Origin of the sequence: Comamonas sp. E6 (assembly GCF_001010305.1) — a bacterium.
Classification (GTDB): Bacteria; Pseudomonadota; Gammaproteobacteria; order Burkholderiales; family Burkholderiaceae_C; genus Comamonas; species Comamonas thiooxydans.
Map to the genome: position 1 here is coordinate 1 of NZ_BBXH01000022.1, position 19,940 is coordinate 19,940.

General features: G+C 57.7%; 17 protein-coding genes. 1 reads left to right on the plus strand and 16 read right to left on the minus strand.

What is annotated here, in order from left to right; translation table 11 throughout:
• From CSE6_RS18910 to argB, 12 genes are all read right to left on the minus strand, one after another.
• Positions 1-763 (minus strand): enoyl-CoA hydratase (locus tag CSE6_RS18910; protein ID WP_059441246.1); only part of this gene is annotated, 763 nt, incomplete at its 3' end.
• 46 nt (positions 764-809) lie between these two features.
• Positions 810-1,643 (minus strand): acyl-CoA thioesterase II, encoded by an 834-nt coding sequence (locus CSE6_RS18915; RefSeq protein WP_034377165.1) that lies wholly within the window; start codon positions 1,641-1,643, stop codon positions 810-812.
• Positions 1,644-1,680: 37 nt separating this feature from the next.
• Complete coding sequence (locus tag CSE6_RS18920; RefSeq protein ID WP_034377166.1) at positions 1,681-2,646, minus strand: alpha/beta fold hydrolase; 966 nt, start codon at positions 2,644-2,646, stop codon at positions 1,681-1,683.
• Positions 2,647-2,657: 11 nt separating this feature from the next.
• Positions 2,658-3,854 (minus strand): acetyl-CoA C-acyltransferase, encoded by a 1,197-nt coding sequence (locus tag CSE6_RS18925; RefSeq protein ID WP_034377167.1) that lies wholly within the window; start codon positions 3,852-3,854, stop codon positions 2,658-2,660.
• 180 nt (positions 3,855-4,034) lie between these two features.
• Positions 4,035-6,458, minus strand: a complete 2,424-nt coding sequence (locus CSE6_RS18930) for a 3-hydroxyacyl-CoA dehydrogenase/enoyl-CoA hydratase family protein (protein ID WP_034377169.1) — start codon at positions 6,456-6,458, stop codon at positions 4,035-4,037.
• Positions 6,459-6,540: 82 nt separating this feature from the next.
• On the minus strand, positions 6,541-6,984 hold the full coding sequence (locus CSE6_RS18935; protein ID WP_034377170.1) for a DUF2147 domain-containing protein: 444 nt from the start codon (positions 6,982-6,984) through the stop codon (positions 6,541-6,543).
• 87 nt (positions 6,985-7,071) lie between these two features.
• Positions 7,072-8,868: an acyl-CoA dehydrogenase C-terminal domain-containing protein gene (locus CSE6_RS18940; protein WP_034354516.1), complete on the minus strand. Its 1,797-nt coding sequence runs from the start codon at positions 8,866-8,868 to the stop codon at positions 7,072-7,074.
• A gap of 77 nt (positions 8,869-8,945) precedes the next feature.
• A complete protein-coding gene (locus CSE6_RS18945) occupies positions 8,946-9,740 on the minus strand; it encodes a TetR/AcrR family transcriptional regulator (protein ID WP_174447024.1) in 795 nt (264 codons plus the stop codon).
• A 187-nt stretch (positions 9,741-9,927) separates the two neighbouring features.
• On the minus strand, positions 9,928-10,623 hold the full coding sequence (gene slmA, locus CSE6_RS18950) for a nucleoid occlusion factor SlmA (protein WP_003081301.1): 696 nt from the start codon (positions 10,621-10,623) through the stop codon (positions 9,928-9,930).
• Positions 10,624-10,799: 176 nt separating this feature from the next.
• Positions 10,800-12,299 (minus strand): sensor histidine kinase, encoded by a 1,500-nt coding sequence (locus tag CSE6_RS18955; RefSeq protein ID WP_034354523.1) that lies wholly within the window; start codon positions 12,297-12,299, stop codon positions 10,800-10,802.
• A 130-nt stretch (positions 12,300-12,429) separates the two neighbouring features.
• Entirely contained in the window at positions 12,430-13,149 is a 720-nt protein-coding gene (locus CSE6_RS18960; protein ID WP_034377172.1) for a response regulator transcription factor, read from the minus strand.
• Positions 13,150-13,306: 157 nt separating this feature from the next.
• Positions 13,307-14,206 carry an acetylglutamate kinase gene (gene argB / locus CSE6_RS18965; RefSeq protein WP_003068053.1) on the minus strand — a complete coding sequence of 300 codons (900 nt, stop codon included), beginning with the start codon at positions 14,204-14,206 and terminating at the stop codon, positions 13,307-13,309.
• Positions 14,207-14,347: 141 nt separating this feature from the next.
• On the opposite strand from argB, the gene CSE6_RS18970 reads away from it, so the two are divergent.
• Positions 14,348-15,457: a glycosyltransferase gene (locus tag CSE6_RS18970; protein ID WP_034377174.1), complete on the plus strand. Its 1,110-nt coding sequence runs from the start codon at positions 14,348-14,350 to the stop codon at positions 15,455-15,457.
• Positions 15,458-15,536: 79 nt separating this feature from the next.
• Here the strand turns inward: CSE6_RS18970 and CSE6_RS18975 are convergent, their stop codons facing one another.
• The 4 genes from CSE6_RS18975 to CSE6_RS18990 are packed head-to-tail and all read right to left on the minus strand — an operon-like array spanning position 15,537 to position 19,892.
• Positions 15,537-16,469 (minus strand): glycosyltransferase, encoded by a 933-nt coding sequence (locus CSE6_RS18975; RefSeq protein WP_034377176.1) that lies wholly within the window; start codon positions 16,467-16,469, stop codon positions 15,537-15,539.
• A complete protein-coding gene (locus CSE6_RS18980) occupies positions 16,462-17,355 on the minus strand; it encodes a glycosyltransferase family 2 protein (protein WP_034377178.1) in 894 nt (297 codons plus the stop codon). The genes CSE6_RS18975 and CSE6_RS18980 overlap by 8 nt, the downstream gene beginning before the upstream one ends.
• Before the next feature lie 4 nt (positions 17,356-17,359).
• Complete coding sequence (locus tag CSE6_RS18985; RefSeq protein ID WP_131421241.1) at positions 17,360-18,547, minus strand: hypothetical protein; 1,188 nt, start codon at positions 18,545-18,547, stop codon at positions 17,360-17,362.
• A gap of 58 nt (positions 18,548-18,605) precedes the next feature.
• Positions 18,606-19,892, minus strand: coding sequence for a flippase (locus CSE6_RS18990; RefSeq protein ID WP_034377181.1), 1,287 nt, complete (start codon positions 19,890-19,892; stop codon positions 18,606-18,608).
• Positions 19,893-19,940: the final 48 nt, after the last annotated feature.

Sequence of the window (19,940 nt, forward strand, 5' to 3'; positions counted from 1 at the left end):
CCATGAAGGCCGTCAGTGCTTCCTTGGCCGCGGGCTCGCGCAGCATGCGGGCGAAGACCGCGCCTTCTTCCACGATACGCTCGCCCACTGCCTTGGCCTGGCCGCCCTTCATCAGGCGCTTGGTCTCGATCAGCGAGGACAGGGGCTTGCGCGCCAGCTTCCTGGCCTGGGCCTGTGCCACGGCATTGCATTCACTGGGCGGCACCACGCGGTTGATCAGGCCCACCTCCAGCGCGGCTTCTGCCATGAATGGCTCGCCCAGCAGCAGGGCTTCGGCAGCGCGGTGATAACCCAGCATCTGGGGCAAAAGCAGGCTGGATGCCGCTTCGGGGCATACGCCCAAGTTGATGAAGGGCAGCGAGAATGCGGCGTTATCGCCGGCATAGACCAGATCGCAGTGCAGCAGCAGCGTGGTGCCAATACCCACTGCCGGACCACAGACGGCAGCAATCAGAGGCTTGGGGAAGGCCGAGACTTCCTGCAGAAAACGCCACACGGGCGCATCGGCCCCCATTGCACCGGGGGTTGAGGCCTGCTTCAGGAAGTCCGCAATATCGTTGCCCGCGCTGAAGATGGCGATGTCGCCCTGAAACACCACCACGCGCACGCCTGCGTCCACCTTGGCGGCCGCCAGTGCATCCGCCATCTGGGTGTACATGGCCTCGGTGAAGGAGTTCTTCTTCGCCGCACGGTTGAAGGTGATGGTGCACACGCCCTCTTCGGTGTGCACCAGGATGTCCTGGCTATCCTGGGTATTGCTCATGGTCTTGCCTTGTGAATGATGTGAACAGCTCGCTGGTTTCGGCGCGCTATTCCTTGTAGTAAACAATCTGGTGGCTGGTCGCCAGCATCTGACCGGACTGGCTCCACAACTGAGCCGTCTGGTCAAAAAAGCCGTTGCGGAACTCCTGCCCTCGCGCCTGCGCCAGCAGCAATCCGTCACCTGCTTCAGCCAGCTCCTCGCGTCCGGCATGGAAGTAGACAGTGATAGACACCGTACCCGCCGGCACGCGCTTGGCGCGGCGCAGCCACGCCCGCGGAAAGAACACATCGGAGACCGCAGCCAGCGACGCGAAATCCAGCGGACGCGGCGGATTGTCTCTCACCCAGAGCCGCGTCAGACTGTCGCGCTCGGCACCGTCCTCCTCACGCGGCAGGATGCCGTCCACAAATCGCATCTCGTAGCGGGTCAGCCACTCGGAGGCCTTGAACAACGGCGGCACGCGCTCCACCTCCGCAGCAGCCCGGACCTCGGGCATGGGCATATCGCTGACGCTCCAGGTCTGGCGACGCACCGCCGTCACGGCCGTGGCCGTGGTCACGATCTGCGGCTGGCCTTCGGCATCGGGCTGGGTGATGGTCAGCAGCCAGTGCTGGGTGGAGCGGTTGGTACGCACCGGCCTGGCCTCGATCTCGAAAGCGCCCGGCCCCACGGCTGCCGCATAGTTGACGGTGATGGACAGCGGATCGCCCAGACACTGAGGGTGTTGCTGGATGGCCTGCACCAGGCTGGCCGCCGTGATGCCGCCATAAGGGCCGACCATATTCCAGTAATCGGGCGAAGCCGTTCCCTGGTACTGATTGGGCACGCCCGTAGCGCTCAGCGCCACGGCACGATCAAAGGGGTGGAGGTCTGTGCTCATGATTGGCAGTGTTGCCCAAGGGCGGGAATGAAAGCCGTCAAACAGGTGACTCAAGCGGCCCGAACAAGGGTTTGCCTGGGCCACGGTCACCGTCGCGCCAGCTCTGCAGCAAGGGCAACAGGGGCTGCCACAGTAGCTCACGCATCTCTTCCTTGAAATACCCCAGATGGCCTATGCGTCCGGACGGAGCCAGGCCCGGATCGACACGCTCCAGCGTGCTGGGCGCACTTTTGTACCAGTCCACCAAAGATTGCACGCTGGCCAGCGACATCATTTCGTCGTCTTCGAAATACAGCGCATGCAAGGGATAGTGGGCTGCCGCATAGGCCTCGGCCGCCCAGCGGCCTTCCGCGCCCATGGCGTACAGAGGATTCAGGCACCAGCGACGCCATTGCCAGATCACGCCTGCCGGCAGATCGCCCACAATGCCCAGCTTGCGCCCCGGAAACGCGCCGTACAACGCAGTGACCAGCGGAGCGACTCCCCACCAGAACAGCCTGACCATGCGCCTGGTTGGCGCCGCGTTGTCGCGCCAGTAGCCGCTGCCGCTGCCAACAGACAGCAAGCCGTTGATGGGCAGGGGAATGGAGGCCAGGCCCGGCAGTTGCGAGCCCACGCTATGACCGATCCAGATCAGCGGCTGCTGGGGAAACTGCTGCTTGAGCTGCGCTGCCACCAGCTCGCAGTCCTTGGCCCAGTCCAGCAGGTCGGCCCTGGCGTCACGCAGCGGCACTTGCAGCGACAGGCCATGGCCACGGTAGTCGAAGGTGGTGACGCCATAGCCCTGCTCCGCCAGCCAGCGGGCAAAGGCCTGGTAATAGCTTTGCTGCACGCCCATGGCGCCAGCCACCACCACCTGCGCCAGCGGCGCTGCCGCCCTGGGCTGACACTGGCGCAGCACCAGATGGGCCGAACCCACGGAGATGGGCAAGGCCATCTCCGTCCATTGCACGGCGGCTTGCAGCGGAACCTGCACAGAGGCTTGCGACTGGGTGGTCTGCATGGCGGCGGCGTTCAGACGCGCTCGAAGATACCTGCCGCGCCCTGCCCCATGCCCACGCACATGGTCACCATGCCGTACTTGAGCTGCTTGCGTTGCAGCGCATGCACCACGGTGGCGGCACGGATGGCACCGGTTGCCCCCAGGGGATGGCCCAGTGCAATCGCACCGCCCATAGGGTTGACCTTGCTTTGGTCCAGCCCCAGGGTGTTGATGACGGCCAGGGACTGGGCAGCAAAGGCCTCGTTGAGCTCGTACCAGTCGATATCGTCCTGCTTGAGACCCGCGTAGCGCAGCGCGGCGGGAATGGCCTCGATGGGGCCAATGCCCATGATGGCAGGCGGCACGCCCTTGCTGGCATAGCTGACAAAGCGCGCCAGCGGCGTCAGGCCAAAGCGCTTGACGGCATCGCCGCTGGCAAGGATCAGCGCGCCCGCACCGTCGCTGGTCTGCGAGCTATTGCCCGCAGTGACCGTGCCGCGCGCCGCAAACACGGTGCGCAGCTTGGCCAGGCCTTCGAGGCTGGTATCGGGGCGCGGGCCTTCGTCCAGGCTCACGGTGCGCGTGCTGGCAACGGTTTCGCCCGTGGCGATGTTCAGCGTGCGGTCGGTGACTTCGATCGGCGTGATCTCGGCCGCAAACTCGCCGGCCTGCTGCGCGGCGATCGCGCGGCGGTGCGATTCGAGTGCAAACGCATCCTGCGCCTCGCGCGAGACCTTCCACTGCTGGGCCACCTTCTCTGCGGTCAGGCCCATGCCGTAGGCAATGCCCACATCGCCATCGCGCTCGAAGATGCTGGGCGAGAGGCTGGGCGCATTGCCCATCATGGGCACCATGCTCATGCTCTCCACGCCGGCAGCAACCATCACATCGGCTTCACCGACGCGGATACGGTCCGCCGCCATGGCCACGGCCGACAGACCGGAGGCGCAAAAACGGTTGACGGTGATGCCGCCGATGCTGGTGGGCAGTCCCGCCAGCACGGCACCGATGCGCGCCACGTTCAGGCCCTGCTGGGCTTCGGGAATCGCGCAGCCGCAGACGATGTCCTCGATCGCCTTGGGATCCAGGCCGGGCACCTGGGCCAGCGCCGCCTTGAGCGTGGTGGCCAGCAGATCGTCGGGACGGTAGTTGCGGAAAAAGCCCTTGTGCGAGCGACCGATGGGAGTGCGCGTGGCCGCAACGATATAGGCGTCTTGTACTTGTTTCATGACCAAATTCCTTGGTTGTCTCTTAGCTCTTTAACCTGTGTGCAAGGCTTCAATTGCTTCGCGGCGCATATCAGCAGCCAGCGAGCAAGGGCCGCCCCGCAGCGTTGCTGGCGTCCCCCTTCCCGCAAAGCGAGAGAAGGGGGAAGGCGCGCAGCGACTCAGGGGGATGCTCATATCAAATCAGTTGCGAACCGGCTTGCCGGTGTTCAACATGCCCAGGATTCGTTCATGGGTCTTGGGGTGGGCAATCAGATGGCAGAAGGCCTTGCGCTCCAGGCTCATCAGATAGGCCTCATCCACCAGCGTTCCGGCATCGACATCGCCGCCGCAGACCACATTGGCGATAAGGCCCGCAATATGCTGATCGAACTCGCTGATGAAGCCGCCGTCGCGCATATTGACGAGCGAGCCCTTGATGGTGGCCTGGCCGCTGCGGCCCGCCACGGGGAAGCTGCGCTTGTGCGGCGCTCGCCAGCCGCTGGCTGCCATCGCCTTGGCCTCGTTGATGGCGACAAACAGCACCTCGTCCTTGTGGGCCACGACGATGTCGCTGTCCAGCAGATAGCCGAGCTTGCGCGACTCCAGCGCGCTGGTGCCCACCTTGGCCATGGCGGCGGCCGTGAAGCCTTCGGTCAGGAAGGGCAGCAAATCCTTGCCGGTGCTGGTGGCAGCATTTTCGGCAGCGCGGCGCGCGATATAGGTCAGGCCGCCGGCGCCGGGCACCAGGCCCACGCCGACTTCCACCAGACCGATATAGCTTTCCATATGGGCCACGCGACGTGCCGAATACACCGCCATCTCGCAGCCGCCGCCCAGCGCCAGCCCGTGAATGGCAGACACCACGGGCACCTGTGCATAACGCAGGCGCAGCATCAGGTTCTGCAGCTCCTGCTCGATGCTCTCGATGGCGTCGGCACCACCGATCACAAAGGCAGGCATGGTGGCCTCCAGGTCGGCGCCCACGCTGAAGGGCGCATCGCCGGACCAGATGACCATGGCGTCAAAGTCGCTCTCGGCCGTATCCACCGCCTCCATCAGGCCTTCCATGACTTCGGGGCTGATGGCATGCATCTTGTTCTTGATGCTGGCAATCAAGACCCGCTTACCGGAGGAGCTTTCATCCTCGTCCAGCGTCCAGGTACGCAGAGCCCTGGTTTCGGCAATCGTCGTGCCAGCCGTCTGCCAGTCGGGCAGATCGGTTTCTCCGAGCAGTTTCTCAGGGAACAGCTGACGCTCGTACACGGGCAGCACACGGCGCGGCACGAATTGGTTCTTCGCGGGGCTCCACGAGCCATTGCCCGTGTGTACTCCGCCAGCCTCAGCCACCGGACCTTCGAAAACCCATTGAGGCAGCGGCGCCTTGCACAGCGCCCTGCCGGCGTCGATGTCCTCTTGCACCATCTTGGCCACCTCCAGCCAGCCGGCTTCCTGCCACAGCTCGAACGGGCCCTGCTTCATGCCGAAGCCCCAGCGCATGGCCTGGTCCACATCGCGTGCGCAATCGGCAATGGATTGCAGGTGCACGGCGGCATAGTGGAAGCTGTTGCGCAAAATGGCCCAGAGGAACTGGCCCTCCTTGCCCTCGGCATTGCGCAGCAGCTTAAGGCGCTCTGCAGCGGGCTTTTTGAGCATGCGGCCGTAGACCTCGTCGGCCTTGCCGCCTGCGGGAATGTAGTCCTCGCTGTCGAGCTCGAACTGGAAGATGTCACGGCCGACCTTTTTGTAGAAGCCCTTCTTGGTCTTCTGGCCCAGGTTGCCCAGCTCGATCAGCTTGGCCAGCACGGGCGGCGTGCCGAAGCTGCCGTAGAAGGGGTCGGTCTCCAGGCTCAGATTGTCCTGCAGGGTCTTGACGACATGGGCCATGGTGTCCAGGCCCACCACGTCGGCAGTGCGGAAAGTGCCCGAGGAGGCTCGGCCCAGCTTCTTGCCCGTGAGGTCGTCCACCACGTCAAAGGACAGACCGAAGTTCTCGACCTCCTTCATCGTGGACAGCATGCCGGCGATGCCGATACGGTTGGCGATGAAGTTGGGCGTGTCGTGCGCGCGCACCACGCCCTTGCCCAGCATGCTGGTGACAAAGGCTTCGAGCTGGTCCAGCACCTCGGCCTGCGTGGTGGGCGTGTTGATCAGCTCCACCAGCTGCATATAGCGCGGCGGGTTGAAGAAGTGGATGCCGCAAAAGCGCGGCTTGATGGCGTCGGGCAAAGCCTCGGACAGCTTGGTGATCGACAGGCCCGAAGTGTTGGACGCCAGCAGCGCGTGCTTGGCGACGAAGGGAGCGATCTTGTGATACAGATCCAGCTTCCAGTCCATGCGCTCGGCAATGGCCTCGATCACCAGATCGCAGCCCTTGAGCAGCTTCATATGCTCTTCGTAGTTGGCCGCCTGGATCAGTTCCACATCATCGGCCACGCCGATAGGCGAAGGCTTGAGCTTTTTCAGATTGGCAATGGCACGCTCTGCAATGCCGCTCTTGGGGCCTTCCTTGGCCGGCAGGTCAAACAAAATGACCGGCACCTTGACGTTGACCAGATGGGCGGCGATCTGCGCACCCATCACGCCCGCGCCCAGCACGGCGACTTTTTTCACATTGAATCGGGACATGAGCAATGTTCCATTAAGGGCCAGCGGCCTTGCCACGGACAAAGCATGGGACTGAGGCGCTGGCTGTTTTCTGTCTTGAGATTTACTGAACGCGGATCCAGGTCTGGGTACGCCAGAAAGGACCGATGGAGCCGCGCACCTCCAGCTTCTGGCCGTCGTCGACGGGCGTCAGGCGCACGGTATAGGTCTTGCCGTTTTCGGGATCGAGAATCTTGCCGCCCTCCCAGACCTCCTTGCCCTCGACCTTTTTGACACCGCTGATCAGCGTCATGCCCACCACGGGCTTGTCCTTGAGCTCGTCCTTGCACTCGGTGCACAGCGCATTCGGGTCCGCACCCTTGCGCAGCAGGGCCTCGACCTTGCCCGTGACCACGCCGCCGGCCTCGGTGATCTTCACCTGCGCCTTGGGCGTGTTTTCCTTTTCATCCATGCTGCGCCAGGTGCCCACGGGCGACATCTGCGCCCAAGCGGCGGACATGCTGCCCGCTATCAATACCAGAGCTGCCACCGCTTTGATTTTTTTCATTTCCAAGTCCTTTATATTCAAAACAAGGGATGAATAGGCGCATGCAGCTACTCTTTAAATAGCATCACAGCATGCGCCTGCGGAACATCAGGCCAGGGCCGCGTCGCTGTCCATCAGCGACTGGCTGCCGGCGCGCGCGGTGCGCATCAGCGTCGCCGTCTCGGGGAACAGCTTGGCAAAGTAAAAGCGCGCGGTCTGCAGCTTGCCCTGATAGAAAGGATCGGCATTGCCGGCCGCGATCTCGCGCAGCGCCACCTGTGCCATGCGGGCAAACAGGTAGCCAAAGACCAGATGACCAGCCACACGCAAATAGTCCACGGCGGCGGCGCCGACTTCATCGGGGTTTTGCATGCCCTTGAAGCCGATCTCGGTAGTGAACTTGGTCATCTGCTCGCCCAGCATGGCAATGGGCGTGATGAACTCACTCATCTTCTCGTTGACGCCCTCTTCCTCCACCAGTTGAGCGATCAGTTTGCCGAACTTCTTGAGCGTCGCGCCCTGGTTGCCCAGGATCTTGCGGCCCAGCAGATCCAGCGCCTGGATGCCGTTCGTGCCTTCATAGATCATGTTGATGCGCGCATCGCGCACAAACTGCTCCATGCCCCATTCCTTGATGAAGCCGTGGCCGCCGAAGACCTGCTGGCTCAGGGTTGTCGCCGTCCAGCCGTTGTCGGTGATGAAGGCCTTGACGATGGGCGTCAGCAGCGCCACCAACTCGCCGCTGTCCTTGCGCACCTTCTCGTCGGGATGGTGCAACTCCTTGTCCAGCAGCAGGCCACAGAAGGTGGACAGCGCGCGGCCGCCTTCGGCATAGGCCTTGGCCGTGAGCAGCATGCGGCGCACATCGGGGTGGACGATGATGGGGTCGGCCGGCTTGTCCTTGGCCTTCACGCCCGACAGGCTGCGCATCTGCAGGCGGTCCTTGGCATAGGCCAGCGCATTCTGGTAGGCCACTTCGGTCAGCCCCAGCGACTGGTTGCCCACGCCCAGACGGGCCGCGTTCATCATCACGAACATGGCTTGCAGACCCTTGTTGGGCTCGCCCACCAAGGTGCCGATGGCGCCGTCGATATTGATCTGGGCCGTGGCATTGCCGTGAATGCCCATCTTGTGCTCCAGCGCACCGCAGAAAATCGGGTTGCGCTCGCCCAGCGAACCATCGGCCTTCACCTTGAACTTGGGCACGACGAACAGGCTGATGCCCTTGGAGCCGACAGGCGCATCGGGCAGACGCGCCAGCACCAGGTGCACGATGTTGCTGGTGAAGTCGTGCTCGCCGGCCGAGATGAAGATCTTGTTGCCGGTGATCTTGTAGCTGCCGTCCGCCAGCGGCTCGGCCTTGGTGCGCAGCAGGCCCAGGTCAGTGCCGCAGTGCGGCTCGGTCAGGCACATGGTGCCGGTCCACTCGCCGCTGGTCAGCTTGCCCAGATAGGTCTTCTTCTGCTCCGGCGTGCCGTAGGCATGCAGGGCCTCATAGGCTCCATGCGACAGACCGGGATACATGGTCCAGGCCTGATTGGCGCTGTTGAGCATTTCATAAAGCGCCGAATTGAGCACGAACGGCAAACCCTGGCCGCCATACTCCGGATCGCAGGACAGTGCCGGCCAGCCGCCCTCGATGAACTGCGCATACGCCTGTTTGAAGCCCTTGGGCGTGGTGACCTCGTGGGTCTCCTTGTTCAGCGTGCAGCCCTCTTCGTCGCCGGAGATATTCAAGGGAAAGGTGACATTGGCCGCAAATTTGCCCGCCTCTTCGACCACCGCGTTGATGGTGTCGGTATCGACCTCCGCGTACTTGGGAATCTGCTGATAGGTCTCGGTGACCTTAAAGACCTCGTGCATGAGGAATTGCATGTCACGCAGTGGCGGGTTGTAGCTGGGCATTTGTCGTCTCCTGTGATGGTTGCGCGTTGAACGGTTTGCTTTTTTGGGGTTGGAACTGACGCGGGTTGTGAATGGCGTCAGGCGGCTGGCGGCTCGCTGGCATAGCGCGCCAGAATGTTGTTGAAGCCTGCATGAGCCCGCTCTATCGAGCCCTCGCTATGCAGAAAGCGCGCCTCGTAATGCAGGGCAAGAATCAGGCCGTGAATTTCAAACAGCAACTGGCTGGCATCGGCATCGGCACGCAGATCGCCGCATTCCTGGCTTTGCACAATGGTGCGGCGCATGGCAGCCAGCCAGGTGCCGACGGACTCGGCCAGCGCATCGCGCACCGGACCCGTGCGATCGTCGAACTCCACTGCTCCGCTGATATAGATGCAGCCGGAGTCGATCTCTATGGAGGTGCGCTTCATCCAGTTGCCAAACAGCGCTCGCAGACGCGGAATGCCGCGCGGCGCCTCGATGGCGGGGTAGAAGACTTCCTGCTCGAAACGGTCGTGGTACTCGTGCACCACGGAAATCTGCAATTCCTCACGCGAGCCGAAATGGGCAAACACCCCTGATTTGCTCATGCCCGTGAGTTCGGCAATCGCGCCAATGGACAGCCCTTCCAGCCCGATATGGGTGGCCAGATTGAGCGCAGCCTCGACAATCGTGGCCTTGGTTTGCTGACCTTTTGCGAGCGATCGGCCCGCAGACTTGGTGGCAGCTCCCTCCACGGCCTTACTGGGGCTAACCGCAGCTTGCGCCTCGGCGTGCAGCTTGCGAGACTTTGCGCTGGTCTTCCTGCTCGCAGCCCCCCCGCGGCCAGCCGGGTGTGCCACATCCCGACCTGCGGGCGAAGTTGAAGAACGGGAAGCGGAGGACGAGGCCATGAAACTCTCAATAAAACGAACGTTCGTTCTATTTTGCACAATTTCCGGCCGGTTTTGAATCCATCCAGGGTAAATACTTAGCCTTTCCCCGCAAGGACTTTTGCCGACTCAGCTGCCTCGATGCGCAATAAAAAACGCCGCCAGTCCTGAGACTGCGGCGTTCCTGAAAGAGTGCCCGACGAGCGACTCAGACCACGACCATCATGGCCAGGCTGGCATCCAGGTGTTCGGTGGGCAGGCGGCGGAAACCCGAGCGGGCATAGCGCTGCAGACGTCCCAGCGCAAACGAGGTCAGCACACTGGCTGCAACCGATGCTTCGGCCGTCGGTGCAGCAGAGCCCATGGCGCCAGCGGCAGGGCGCAGGCATTGGCGCAAGGTGGACTCGATGCGGTCAAAGAACTGGTTCATGCGGGTCTGCAGACGCTCGTGCTCGAAAACGATGGCGTCGCCGACCATCACGCGCACCATGCCAGGGTTTTTTTCGCCAAACTGCAGCAGCAATGCCACCACGCGGTTGGCATTGCGCACGCTCGTGACCGGATCATGCGCGGCCTCGGGCACATCGCGGCCCACAATCTGCTGCACCAGCGTGAAGACGGACTGCTCGATGAACTCGATCAGGCCCTCGAACATCTGGGCCTTGCTGGCAAAGTGACGGTACAGGGCCGCCTCGCTCACGCTCAGATGGGCAGCCAGAGCTGCCGTGGTGATACGGTCGGCACCGGGCTTTTCCAGCATGGAGGCCAATGCCTGCAGGATTTGCTCGCGGCGTTCGCCGGGCTTGGGGCGCTTGCGCGCAGGAGCCATGGCAGGAGCGGCAGGACTGTCCTCCGCGGGATTTTCAATATTGGAAACAGGCGACAGGACTTCAGACTCAGACATAGGCGACTCAGTATTTATTAGCAATTTTCTCACAGCCAGTTGCACTGTTAAGCACACGACTATCCTTACCGGTAGGTGTCAGGTGCGTCAAACCAACCTTAATACACAGCAGGCTTGCGGTCTCCACCCCGAACTTTCACCCCCGCTCTCACCAACACGCAAGCGTAACCGAGAAATTAACCTTTGAGAGCTTCAGATACCTCATGACTGCCTTCTGAAACTGATTGAACCGGAATTTCAAGTCTTACTAATAGGCCTTTACCGAAACTTCCATCTGAAAAACTCAGTACACCTTGATGCAATTGCGTTATTTCATCGGCAATTGCCAGGCCCAGACCAGTTCCCTCTTCAATCACTCCCTGGGCGCGATAGAAACGCTGGGTAATCTGGCTGCGCTCTTCCTCGGGCACGCCGGGCCCGTCATCGTCAACCTCGACAAAAGCCCATTGCTGCACACCCGCCATCTGGAGCAGGGTTGCATCGTCCGTGCCCACGGGCCGGGGGCGCAGACCGCAGCGCAAGGTGACGCTGCCGCCTCTGGGCGTGTACTTGATGGCGTTTTCCACCAGGTTGGAAACCAGTTCGCGCAGCAACCAGCTATGGCCCCAGACCGATGCAGGCTCGACCTCGAGGCCAAAGTCCAGATGCTTGATCGAGGCGCGATCGATGAAGGTCTCGAGCATGCTCTCGCAAAGTTCCTTGAGGTCCACCTCCTGCAACGGCTGAACCTCGGCATTGCGCGCATCGGCACGCGACAGGGCCAGCAACTGACGCGCCAGCTGGGAGGTGCGCCGGGTTGCATCGCGCAACTGCTCGATCTGCTCCACCGTGAGCACGACCTGCGCCTGCTCCCCTGTCCGCTTGGCCAGGCGCCTGGCCTCCTGCCCGCTCAGGGCCCAGGCCTCCACCTGGGTCTGCAAGGCCGCCAGCGGCGTGCGCAGCTGATGGGCTGCATCGGCGACGAAACGGCGCTGGCCTTCGGCCTGGGCATTGACCAGGGAGAACAGGCGATTGAGCGAGCGCACCAGCGGGCGGACCTCGGCTGGCGAGGTCTGCTCGTCAATCGGGCTCAGATCGCGCGGCGAGCGGCGCTCCACCGCCTGAGTCAGCTTGTGCAGCGGCTTGAAGGCCCGGCTCACCGACCAGTAAATGGCTACGGCCGCGCCCGCAATCAGCAGCAGATTGGGCAGCAGCACATGCATCAGCAGCTGGCGCACCCATTGCTGACGCACATCGCTGCTGTCGGCCAGCATGACGACCATCTCGCCGGCGCCATAGGTTTCGGCCTTGAGCACGGCAACGCGATAGGTCACACCGTCGTGCTCCTGGCTATGGAATTCCGCCGTGCCGGTCGCCGGCACATCGAAGTTGATCCAGGTATCGCCAGCCACCACATTGCCTTGCAGATCGCCCACGGCATAGCCTGCTTCATCGCCCTGATTGCGCAAAAAGTCTTCAACGCTTGGCGTCAGCGACACCAGCGGCGGCGTGCCGTCCGCAATCGAGGGCGCGAGCACCGAATCGGCCAGGGCCGGCAGCAAGCGCAACAAACGCTGGTCATGCTGGGTGGAGGCCTCATCCGCGGCGCTGTAGCTGAACCAGCCACCCATGGCCGCCAACAGCATCAGCGGCACCAAAAGCAGAACCAGCAGCCGAAAACGCAGATTGGCGGTCATTAATGTTTATTGAATGAGAACTCGGAGTATTCAATTTTCATAGCTGCAAGCGCTTCATTAATAACCAATTCAGATATATAAATAACTGAATTCCATATCAATCAATCGCTGACAGCTATCAAATAGAGAATCAAACAGATTCAGGCATCAACTCCAGCCGATAACCGAAACCGCGAATGGAGCGCAGGGCCACGCCATGCGGCTCCAGTTTGCTGCGCAGGCGGGACACATAAACTTCCACGGCATTTGGCGTGATTTCACGGTCCCAACCGGTCAGGGCCTGCAGCAGCTTTTCCTTGCTGGCGGGCTTGGGGGCATTGAGCAAAAGATACTCCAGCACCGTCCATTCACGTGGCCCCAGATCGATGGGCAGCAGCTTGCCTTCAGTTTCGCCCTCCTGCGGCAGCTGGCGTGCGCCGGCGCGGCGGCCCGCCGTATCCAGCTCGATACAGCCAAAGTTCAGCACCGCGGAAGTGGCTGCCTGGGAGCGGCGCATCAGCGCACGCAGGCGCGCCAGCAACTCGGGCAGCTCGAAAGGCTTGACCATATAGTCGTCGGCACCCCAGTCCAGGCCTTGCACCCGGTCCTGCAACGCATCGCGCGCCGTGAGGATCAACACCGGCATGGCCTTGCTTTCCACATCGCTGTTGCGCAGGCGACGCGTCAGCTCCAGGCCGTTGATGCCCGGCAGGCCGATATCGATCACCGCCACATCGAACGCTTCCTGGGCCAGCACTTCCAGTGCACGCTCGGCACTGCCCACCCAGTCCACCGCATAACCGGCATCGGAAAGACCCAGCTTGATACCGCTGGCCACCATCACATCATCTTCCACCAGAAGCAAACGCATAAAGTCCTACCTCGCTCAAAAACAAAAGCCGCCCAAAGGCGGCTTGCAGCGGAGTCCTGAGCGCGACTCCACCCGGGAAAGCCCTGCGGCGATGTTAACGCCATATGTGAAAAGTCACTCGAGAAGAGCAACCACATGTCAGGGCCAGACAGGCTCATCAATGGCTGCGAATCATCGTGCCATACGCCTGGTCCGTCAAAATTTCCAGCAGCATGGAATGCGGCACGCGTCCATCGATGATATGCACCGCATTCACACCCGCCTTGGCGGCATCCAGAGCGCCCGAAATCTTGGGCAGCATGCCGCCGGAAATCGTACCGTCGGCAAACAGCGCATCAATCTCGCGCGCCGTCAGATCCGTCAGCAGATTACCTGCCTTGTCCAGAACGCCTGGAGTGTTGGTTAAAAGCACCAGCTTTTCAGCTTGCAACACTGTTGCGAGTTTGCTTGCAACCACGTCGGCGTTGATGTTGTAACTTTCGTTCTCCTCACCAAAACCGATAGGGCTGATCACTGGAATGAAAGCATCGTCCTGCAGCGCCTTCACCACACTGGGATCGATGGCAACGATATCGCCCACCTGACCCACATCGTGCTCGATGCTCGGATCCTTGTTATCCAGCATCTTGAGCTTCTTGGCACGAATCAAGCCACCATCTCGCCCCGTCAGGCCCACGGCCTTGCCGCCGGCCTGATGGATCAGACCCACGATGTCCTGCTGCACCTCGCCGGCCAACACCCACTCCACCACTTCCATGGTCTCTTCATCCGTGACACGCATGCCCTGAATGAATTCACCCTTCTTGCCTAGACGACCCAGCGCCGCTTCAATCTGAGGCCCACCACCATGAACCACCACAGGGTTAATCCCCACCAGCTTGAGCAACACCACATCTTCCGCAAAGTCCGCCTGCAGGGCAGGATCGGTCATGGCGTTACCGCCATACTTGATGACCATGGTCTTGCCATGGAACTTGCGGATGTAGGGCAGCGCTTGCGCGAGGATTTCAGCTTTGTCGCGGGGGGCGATCTGGGTGGTGGGGTCAATGGTGGTCATAGATCAAGGCTCTGTCCCATGGGACAATGTTCAAGTCAGATGGGCTGCATTGTGCCGCAAATGCTCTTGGAGACGAGCAAGATGCCAACTTCCCCGAGTCAGCCTCCCACGATATAAAACAATTCCACGTCCACTCACTCCATGAATTCGATTATTTTCTCTGTTCAAGAGTTATTCAGGTACGACGCGTTCCTTGCAGGTTTTGCCTCCTTTATCACCTGCGTGTTGCTGGTTACCACCAAGAAATGGCATGGCAGCTTTTCCATGGACTCTAGTAGTGGTGTACAAAAAGTTCATACCACCCCAACGCCAAGAATCGGCGGCATCGGGATTGCGATAGGCGTATTTGTGGGTTTTGCGGCCTCGAGCCATGGTGCAGCTGCGGCAGAGAAGAGAATGATTCTTGGTGCCATCCTAATGGCTGGAATACCAGCTTTCATTTTTGGCCTTTTGGAAGATTTGACCAAAAAGGTATCGGTAAGAATCCGTCTTCTGGCCACCATGGCCTCTGGCATCCTGGGCTGGGGTATTACTGGCACATCACTCACCCACGTCGATATCCCCGGCCTTGACTTCTTACTGGGATTTACCATTATCTCCGTCATCTTCACAGCCGTGGCTGTTGGCGGTGTTGCCAACTCCATCAACATCATCGATGGATTGAATGGGCTGACTGCAGGCACTGCAATGATTATTCTCGCGGCCTTCGGCATCATCGCAAGGCTGGTAGGAGATATCCCCCTCGCATTTACCTGCTTGATTATTGCAGGTGCCGTCGCAGGCTTCTTCTTTGTCAACTGGCCCAAGGGTAAGATATTTCTAGGAGACGGAGGGGCCTACTTTCTGGGCTTCACGCTGGCATGGATTGCCGTTCTGCTCCCCGAGCGCAATCACTCCGTTTCTCCATGGACCAGTCTGCTGATTTGCTCCTACCCCATCATCGAAGTAGGCTTTAGCATCTTGCGGAGATCTCTCCGAGAAGGATACAGCCCGACTGAACCGGATTTCTTCCACCTGCATTCGCTTGCCAACAAACGCTGGGCACGAAAAATATTCGCCAATTTCTCGAAGCCCATGCAAAATGGACTGACGTCACCTTTTCTTTGGATTTATGCTGCAATACCTTGCTCGTTGGCAGTCCTGACTTATCAAAGTAAATTATTGACTGCCGCATCTTTCGCATTCAGCTCTTTATGCTATTTGATGTTCTATCGAAAGCTGGTATTCTTTAGATGGCTACCTAGAAATTAACACACGCTTCTTTAAGCATCTACAGATAAATTTTACCTTCTTGGATCTAGGATGAAAAATAAATATTTTTAGAAGTTCACTAAATTCTAAATATCCGTTTGAAAGCAATATTCAAAGAATAGAGCAAAAGAAACAAAGATAAATATAGCTGTTCACTTTTTTTTCTTCTGAGTTCACCCACTAAGAGGGCCATTTTAAAATACGAAGATGGCTTTTTTTCAAGTACCAACTTTGCCGGCCTTTGCTCATGCAGACCAAGAATGCGAATCAACGTCTCGGCCCGGTCAAACCAATTACCGGACATCACCATGCGAAAACGCTTCAGATAGGCCCTCATGCCCTTATTAGCCCCCACCTGATTGTTTGCATGCTGCCTGTAGAGCATATAAGAGTGCTCATCGATAGTCCATGGATAGCACCTGGATCTGGCAAAAGCATAAATCAACCAATCATGTGCCTCAAAGCGCTCTACAGGTATTTCCGAGGCGCGTAAGAAATCCACCAAATCCTTGTAAAGACCTGCCTCCAGAACATAGGTGCAGCCGGGACCAGCGGCCTCAAAGAGGTAATCCCACTTTCTTTGCGGCTGTGATTTCACAATCATTCGATGCTCGCCCGATGCCCAGAATGCGGTGACATTGGAGGAATAGCCGCAAGAGGCTGTCCCCTTTAACATCTCCACAGCACGGCTCAGTTTTTCATCAAGCCAGATGTCATCCTGATCAGCAAGGCAGTAATAATCGAAATTCCGTGGAATATCCTGATTCTTGATCAAACCATAAAAATTCTTCCCCGCCGACCCTCGAACAGCCTCCCCCAGAAAAATGATCCGGGAATTAACCGCAGACATATTCTCAAGCAGAGACTTGGAAGCATCGCTTGACTTATCTAGGCTGACAAAAATCCGGACATCCACATCCTTCTGAGCGAGAATGGACTGCACCTGTTCAGTCAGCCAATTTTCTCCATTATAGGCAGCCAGCAAGACTGCAATACGCGGATTATTAGGCATTCAACTTCCCCATACGTCCTCGTATAGCATCCCATATCCCCGAAAGAGACATCTTCAATGATGCTCCTGGGTTTTCATCTATTTTCCACAAGGTAGCCAGCCGAATCAGCATGGAAACGCCCATGCGGAGCTTGAAGGCCCATGGGGTATAGGGCTTGGCGAGAACATAGCAGCAGTTCCTGAAGAAATAGTACCTCCTCAATGGCGAATACTTCAGCAGAGTCATTCCAGCCATCTTCTTTGGTGCAGCTTCCGAAAGCTCATGCTGCATGCTGACATTAAAACATCCGAAATTTTGATAGCCACGTTGATTGATTCTGAAACACCACTCGGTATCCACAAAATCGATGAACAATTCTTCGCGGAATTCATTCTTCAGGATCACGTCGACACTGACCAGCATCCCCGAGGTGATCAAGATATCCGTTTCAACGATACCGCCCGCATCAGATGGATAGATCTTCTCAACCCTCAGACCACGCCCTCTATAGAATGGGTACTGGAAATCCTGACCGCTGCGCGTGTCGTAGAACCCAGGCCCTACACCACCCACAGCGACTCCCTGGTTCTGCTTTTCCCTCCAGCACTGGTACAGGCCCTGAACATGGCCCGGCTTGGCAACGCTATCTTGATCAAAAGTGACCAAGAAATCCAGTCCGCTCTTCTTCGCCTGAGCCGCCGCAGTATTCAAGGCCATCGCAATGCCGCGATTTCCTTGCATATCGAAAACCTGAACTCCTTGCGCTTCGAGAAATCTTTCAACCTCCCCAGAAGCACCATTGTTCATTATATATACAGTATCCACCTGCTCTCTTATGGATTCAATCAGGGCAGCAAGGTCCTTGATTTTTGGTCGATAAATTACAATGACGGCTGCAAATTGCATTTTTTCAATCTTTGTTTTCTGCCAAGAAGGCATATTCCGCAAATATTATATATATAAAGAAAAGACCTATGATACTGAATAAAAAAGGATTGGTATTCGAGCAAAAATTCAGTGCCAAAATCAATGCCCCCAATAGAGCAATTTCCGATTTATTCTCGGCATTCATACCGCGACCTATGCACGCAAGCAAATAAAAGCAGCAACCCAAGACAAGTGCACCGAAGACTCCTATCTTCATGTAAAGCGCATAGATGCTCATTTCATAACTCCAGGGCGCTTCAGGGGATCGCACAATCTCTGCAGATGCTCCCATTCCATTACCAAACCATGGATTCCCGAGCATCGCCTGATGCAATGCGTTAATCTGTTCAAAACGCAGATCATCACTCACTGCTCTTGAAAGCCCCAGCACCTTCAGAAAGCTTGGGTCTGCCATGGCGATTACGGGTATCGTTTGCAGGAACATCAACAAGAGAAAGGAAAACACAAAAAACATCTTCAACCCACGCATCTTCAAGAGAAAATTGGAAAATACAAAATATGTGCAGAAAAATATCATGGCCAGCAACATAGAACGAGTTGCGGTCGTAAGTATCGCCAGCACAGCTACGCACAAACCCAACCACTCTCTATACAGCACCAATCTTCTGAATGCAAAGTAAAAGTACAGTAACAGCAGGATTGTTCCACCCCAAAATATCCGAATCATTCCATCTTCGATACTAATCAAGATCGAGGTCTCTCCCGGCATCCTGAATGGCTCAAGCACATCTCTTGCTTTTTCTATCACTGTAAGAAATTCATCGGGCCGCAACCAACCAAACGCATAAAGAAAAATATGCACGATTGCAAGACATTGCAATATTCTGTATAGCCATGCTCGGTAGTTTTTATATACATCGAACTTTATTACAGAGCTTGCAAAGGCAACGATAAAGATCATTCCAAAAAATATTTGCCCGTCATTGATAGAGTCATGCAAGGGAATGCCGTGCCCGCCCGGTACAAAAAAAACCCATATCAGAATAAAGAAAGTAATCAACAATACATAGATCAAATTCTCATATCCGATTCGCGCCTTAGCCATAGCACCACTGGCAGAAATTGCTATCAGCGTACAGAAAATATATTTCCTGAAAGAAAACCCAAAAGCCTCGCTCCATTTTCCCGCAGCACCAAATGCAATTTCCAAAGTAAAGGCTACAAGAAGTGCCAGAAAGATTGATGAATATATTTTCCTTAAAGGCATTTCAAAGCTGCCCCTTCTCTTTTCTAAATATCTTCAAGGTAAAATAATTGAGCAAACAAAAATCAAGAAACACACGCAAACACCAAGCAATGGCCGCACCATTGATAGAAAATTCATGAATCATCCATATCAGCAACGGCAGATAGAGAATCAACTCCGTGATATGTAGCTTTGCCGTAATTTTTGCATTACCACTGGCCTGAATCAAGGAATAAGGAACCAGCGCAGTTCCATTAAAAAAGACACCCACAAGCAAAATCCAGCAAACCAGGGTTGATTTTTCAGAAAATTCATTTCCCACCCAGATGATCAGCCCAATCTTGGCAAGAAATATGCCAGCCAGGCATACTGCTCCAAGCACAGCGGCTGTCAGCTTGAAGCTGCTGACATATATCTTTCTTGCAGAAGGCCTGTCGTTTTCCAAAGTCGCGGCGAAACGCGGGAAAAGCGTTGTCGTCAGCGCCATGGGCAGGATCAGTATCCGAACGATGATTTCAAATGGAACTGTATAAAAGGCAACCATCGCTCCACCCAGGATGTTGGAGATGAAGAAGCGATCAAAGTTGACCATGATGGGGCTGATGACGTTCGAGACCGTCATCCAGGCACCGAAGGAAAGCATGTCCTTGATCGTGTGAATACTGAACTTCCGCTGCCGCCAGCCCACCCGCACATTCTTCTCGACCTGCAGGTAGTAGAAAAACGTCACCAACAGTCTGAACAAGACCAAGATGATGACCATGGTGCCGACATCATTGCCAAACAGGATGACACTCAGTGCAGGGGTGACGAAGTTGGCAATTCCCAGGGCAATCTTCAGGATATTGGTATTCCTGAAATCCTCATAGGCTTCCAGCACACCGCGAAACCCGTTGGAAACGGTGGTGAGCAATATACCGAAAGTCGCCCAAAGAAAAGAATTGCAGGCATCCGCCTGCAACGAGGCGGAAATATTGAGCCAGTGATAGGCCAGCGGATAGGCGAGCACAGCCAGCACCAAGCCGCCCACCAAGCCGGTCAGCAAGGTGAAGACGATGCCATTGAAGGCGATGTCGGGAATCTCCTGCCTCTCATCTCTGGCGAGCGCCGAAGAAATCCTCTGAGTCAAGGCTCTTCCCAGGCCGAAGTCGAAGAGGCTGAAGTAGCCGATGAGCACCCAAACGATAGTCAGGACACCGAATCGCTCCACTCCGATCCTACCAATCACGAAAGGGATGCAAAACGATGCGAATATCAGCGGGACGCCTGCGCCTGCCAGATTCCAGATAGTGTTTCTTTTTATGGACATTCGAGGATTCAGAGCTGCATTCTTCTCAAAACGAGCTGGCCCGGAAGG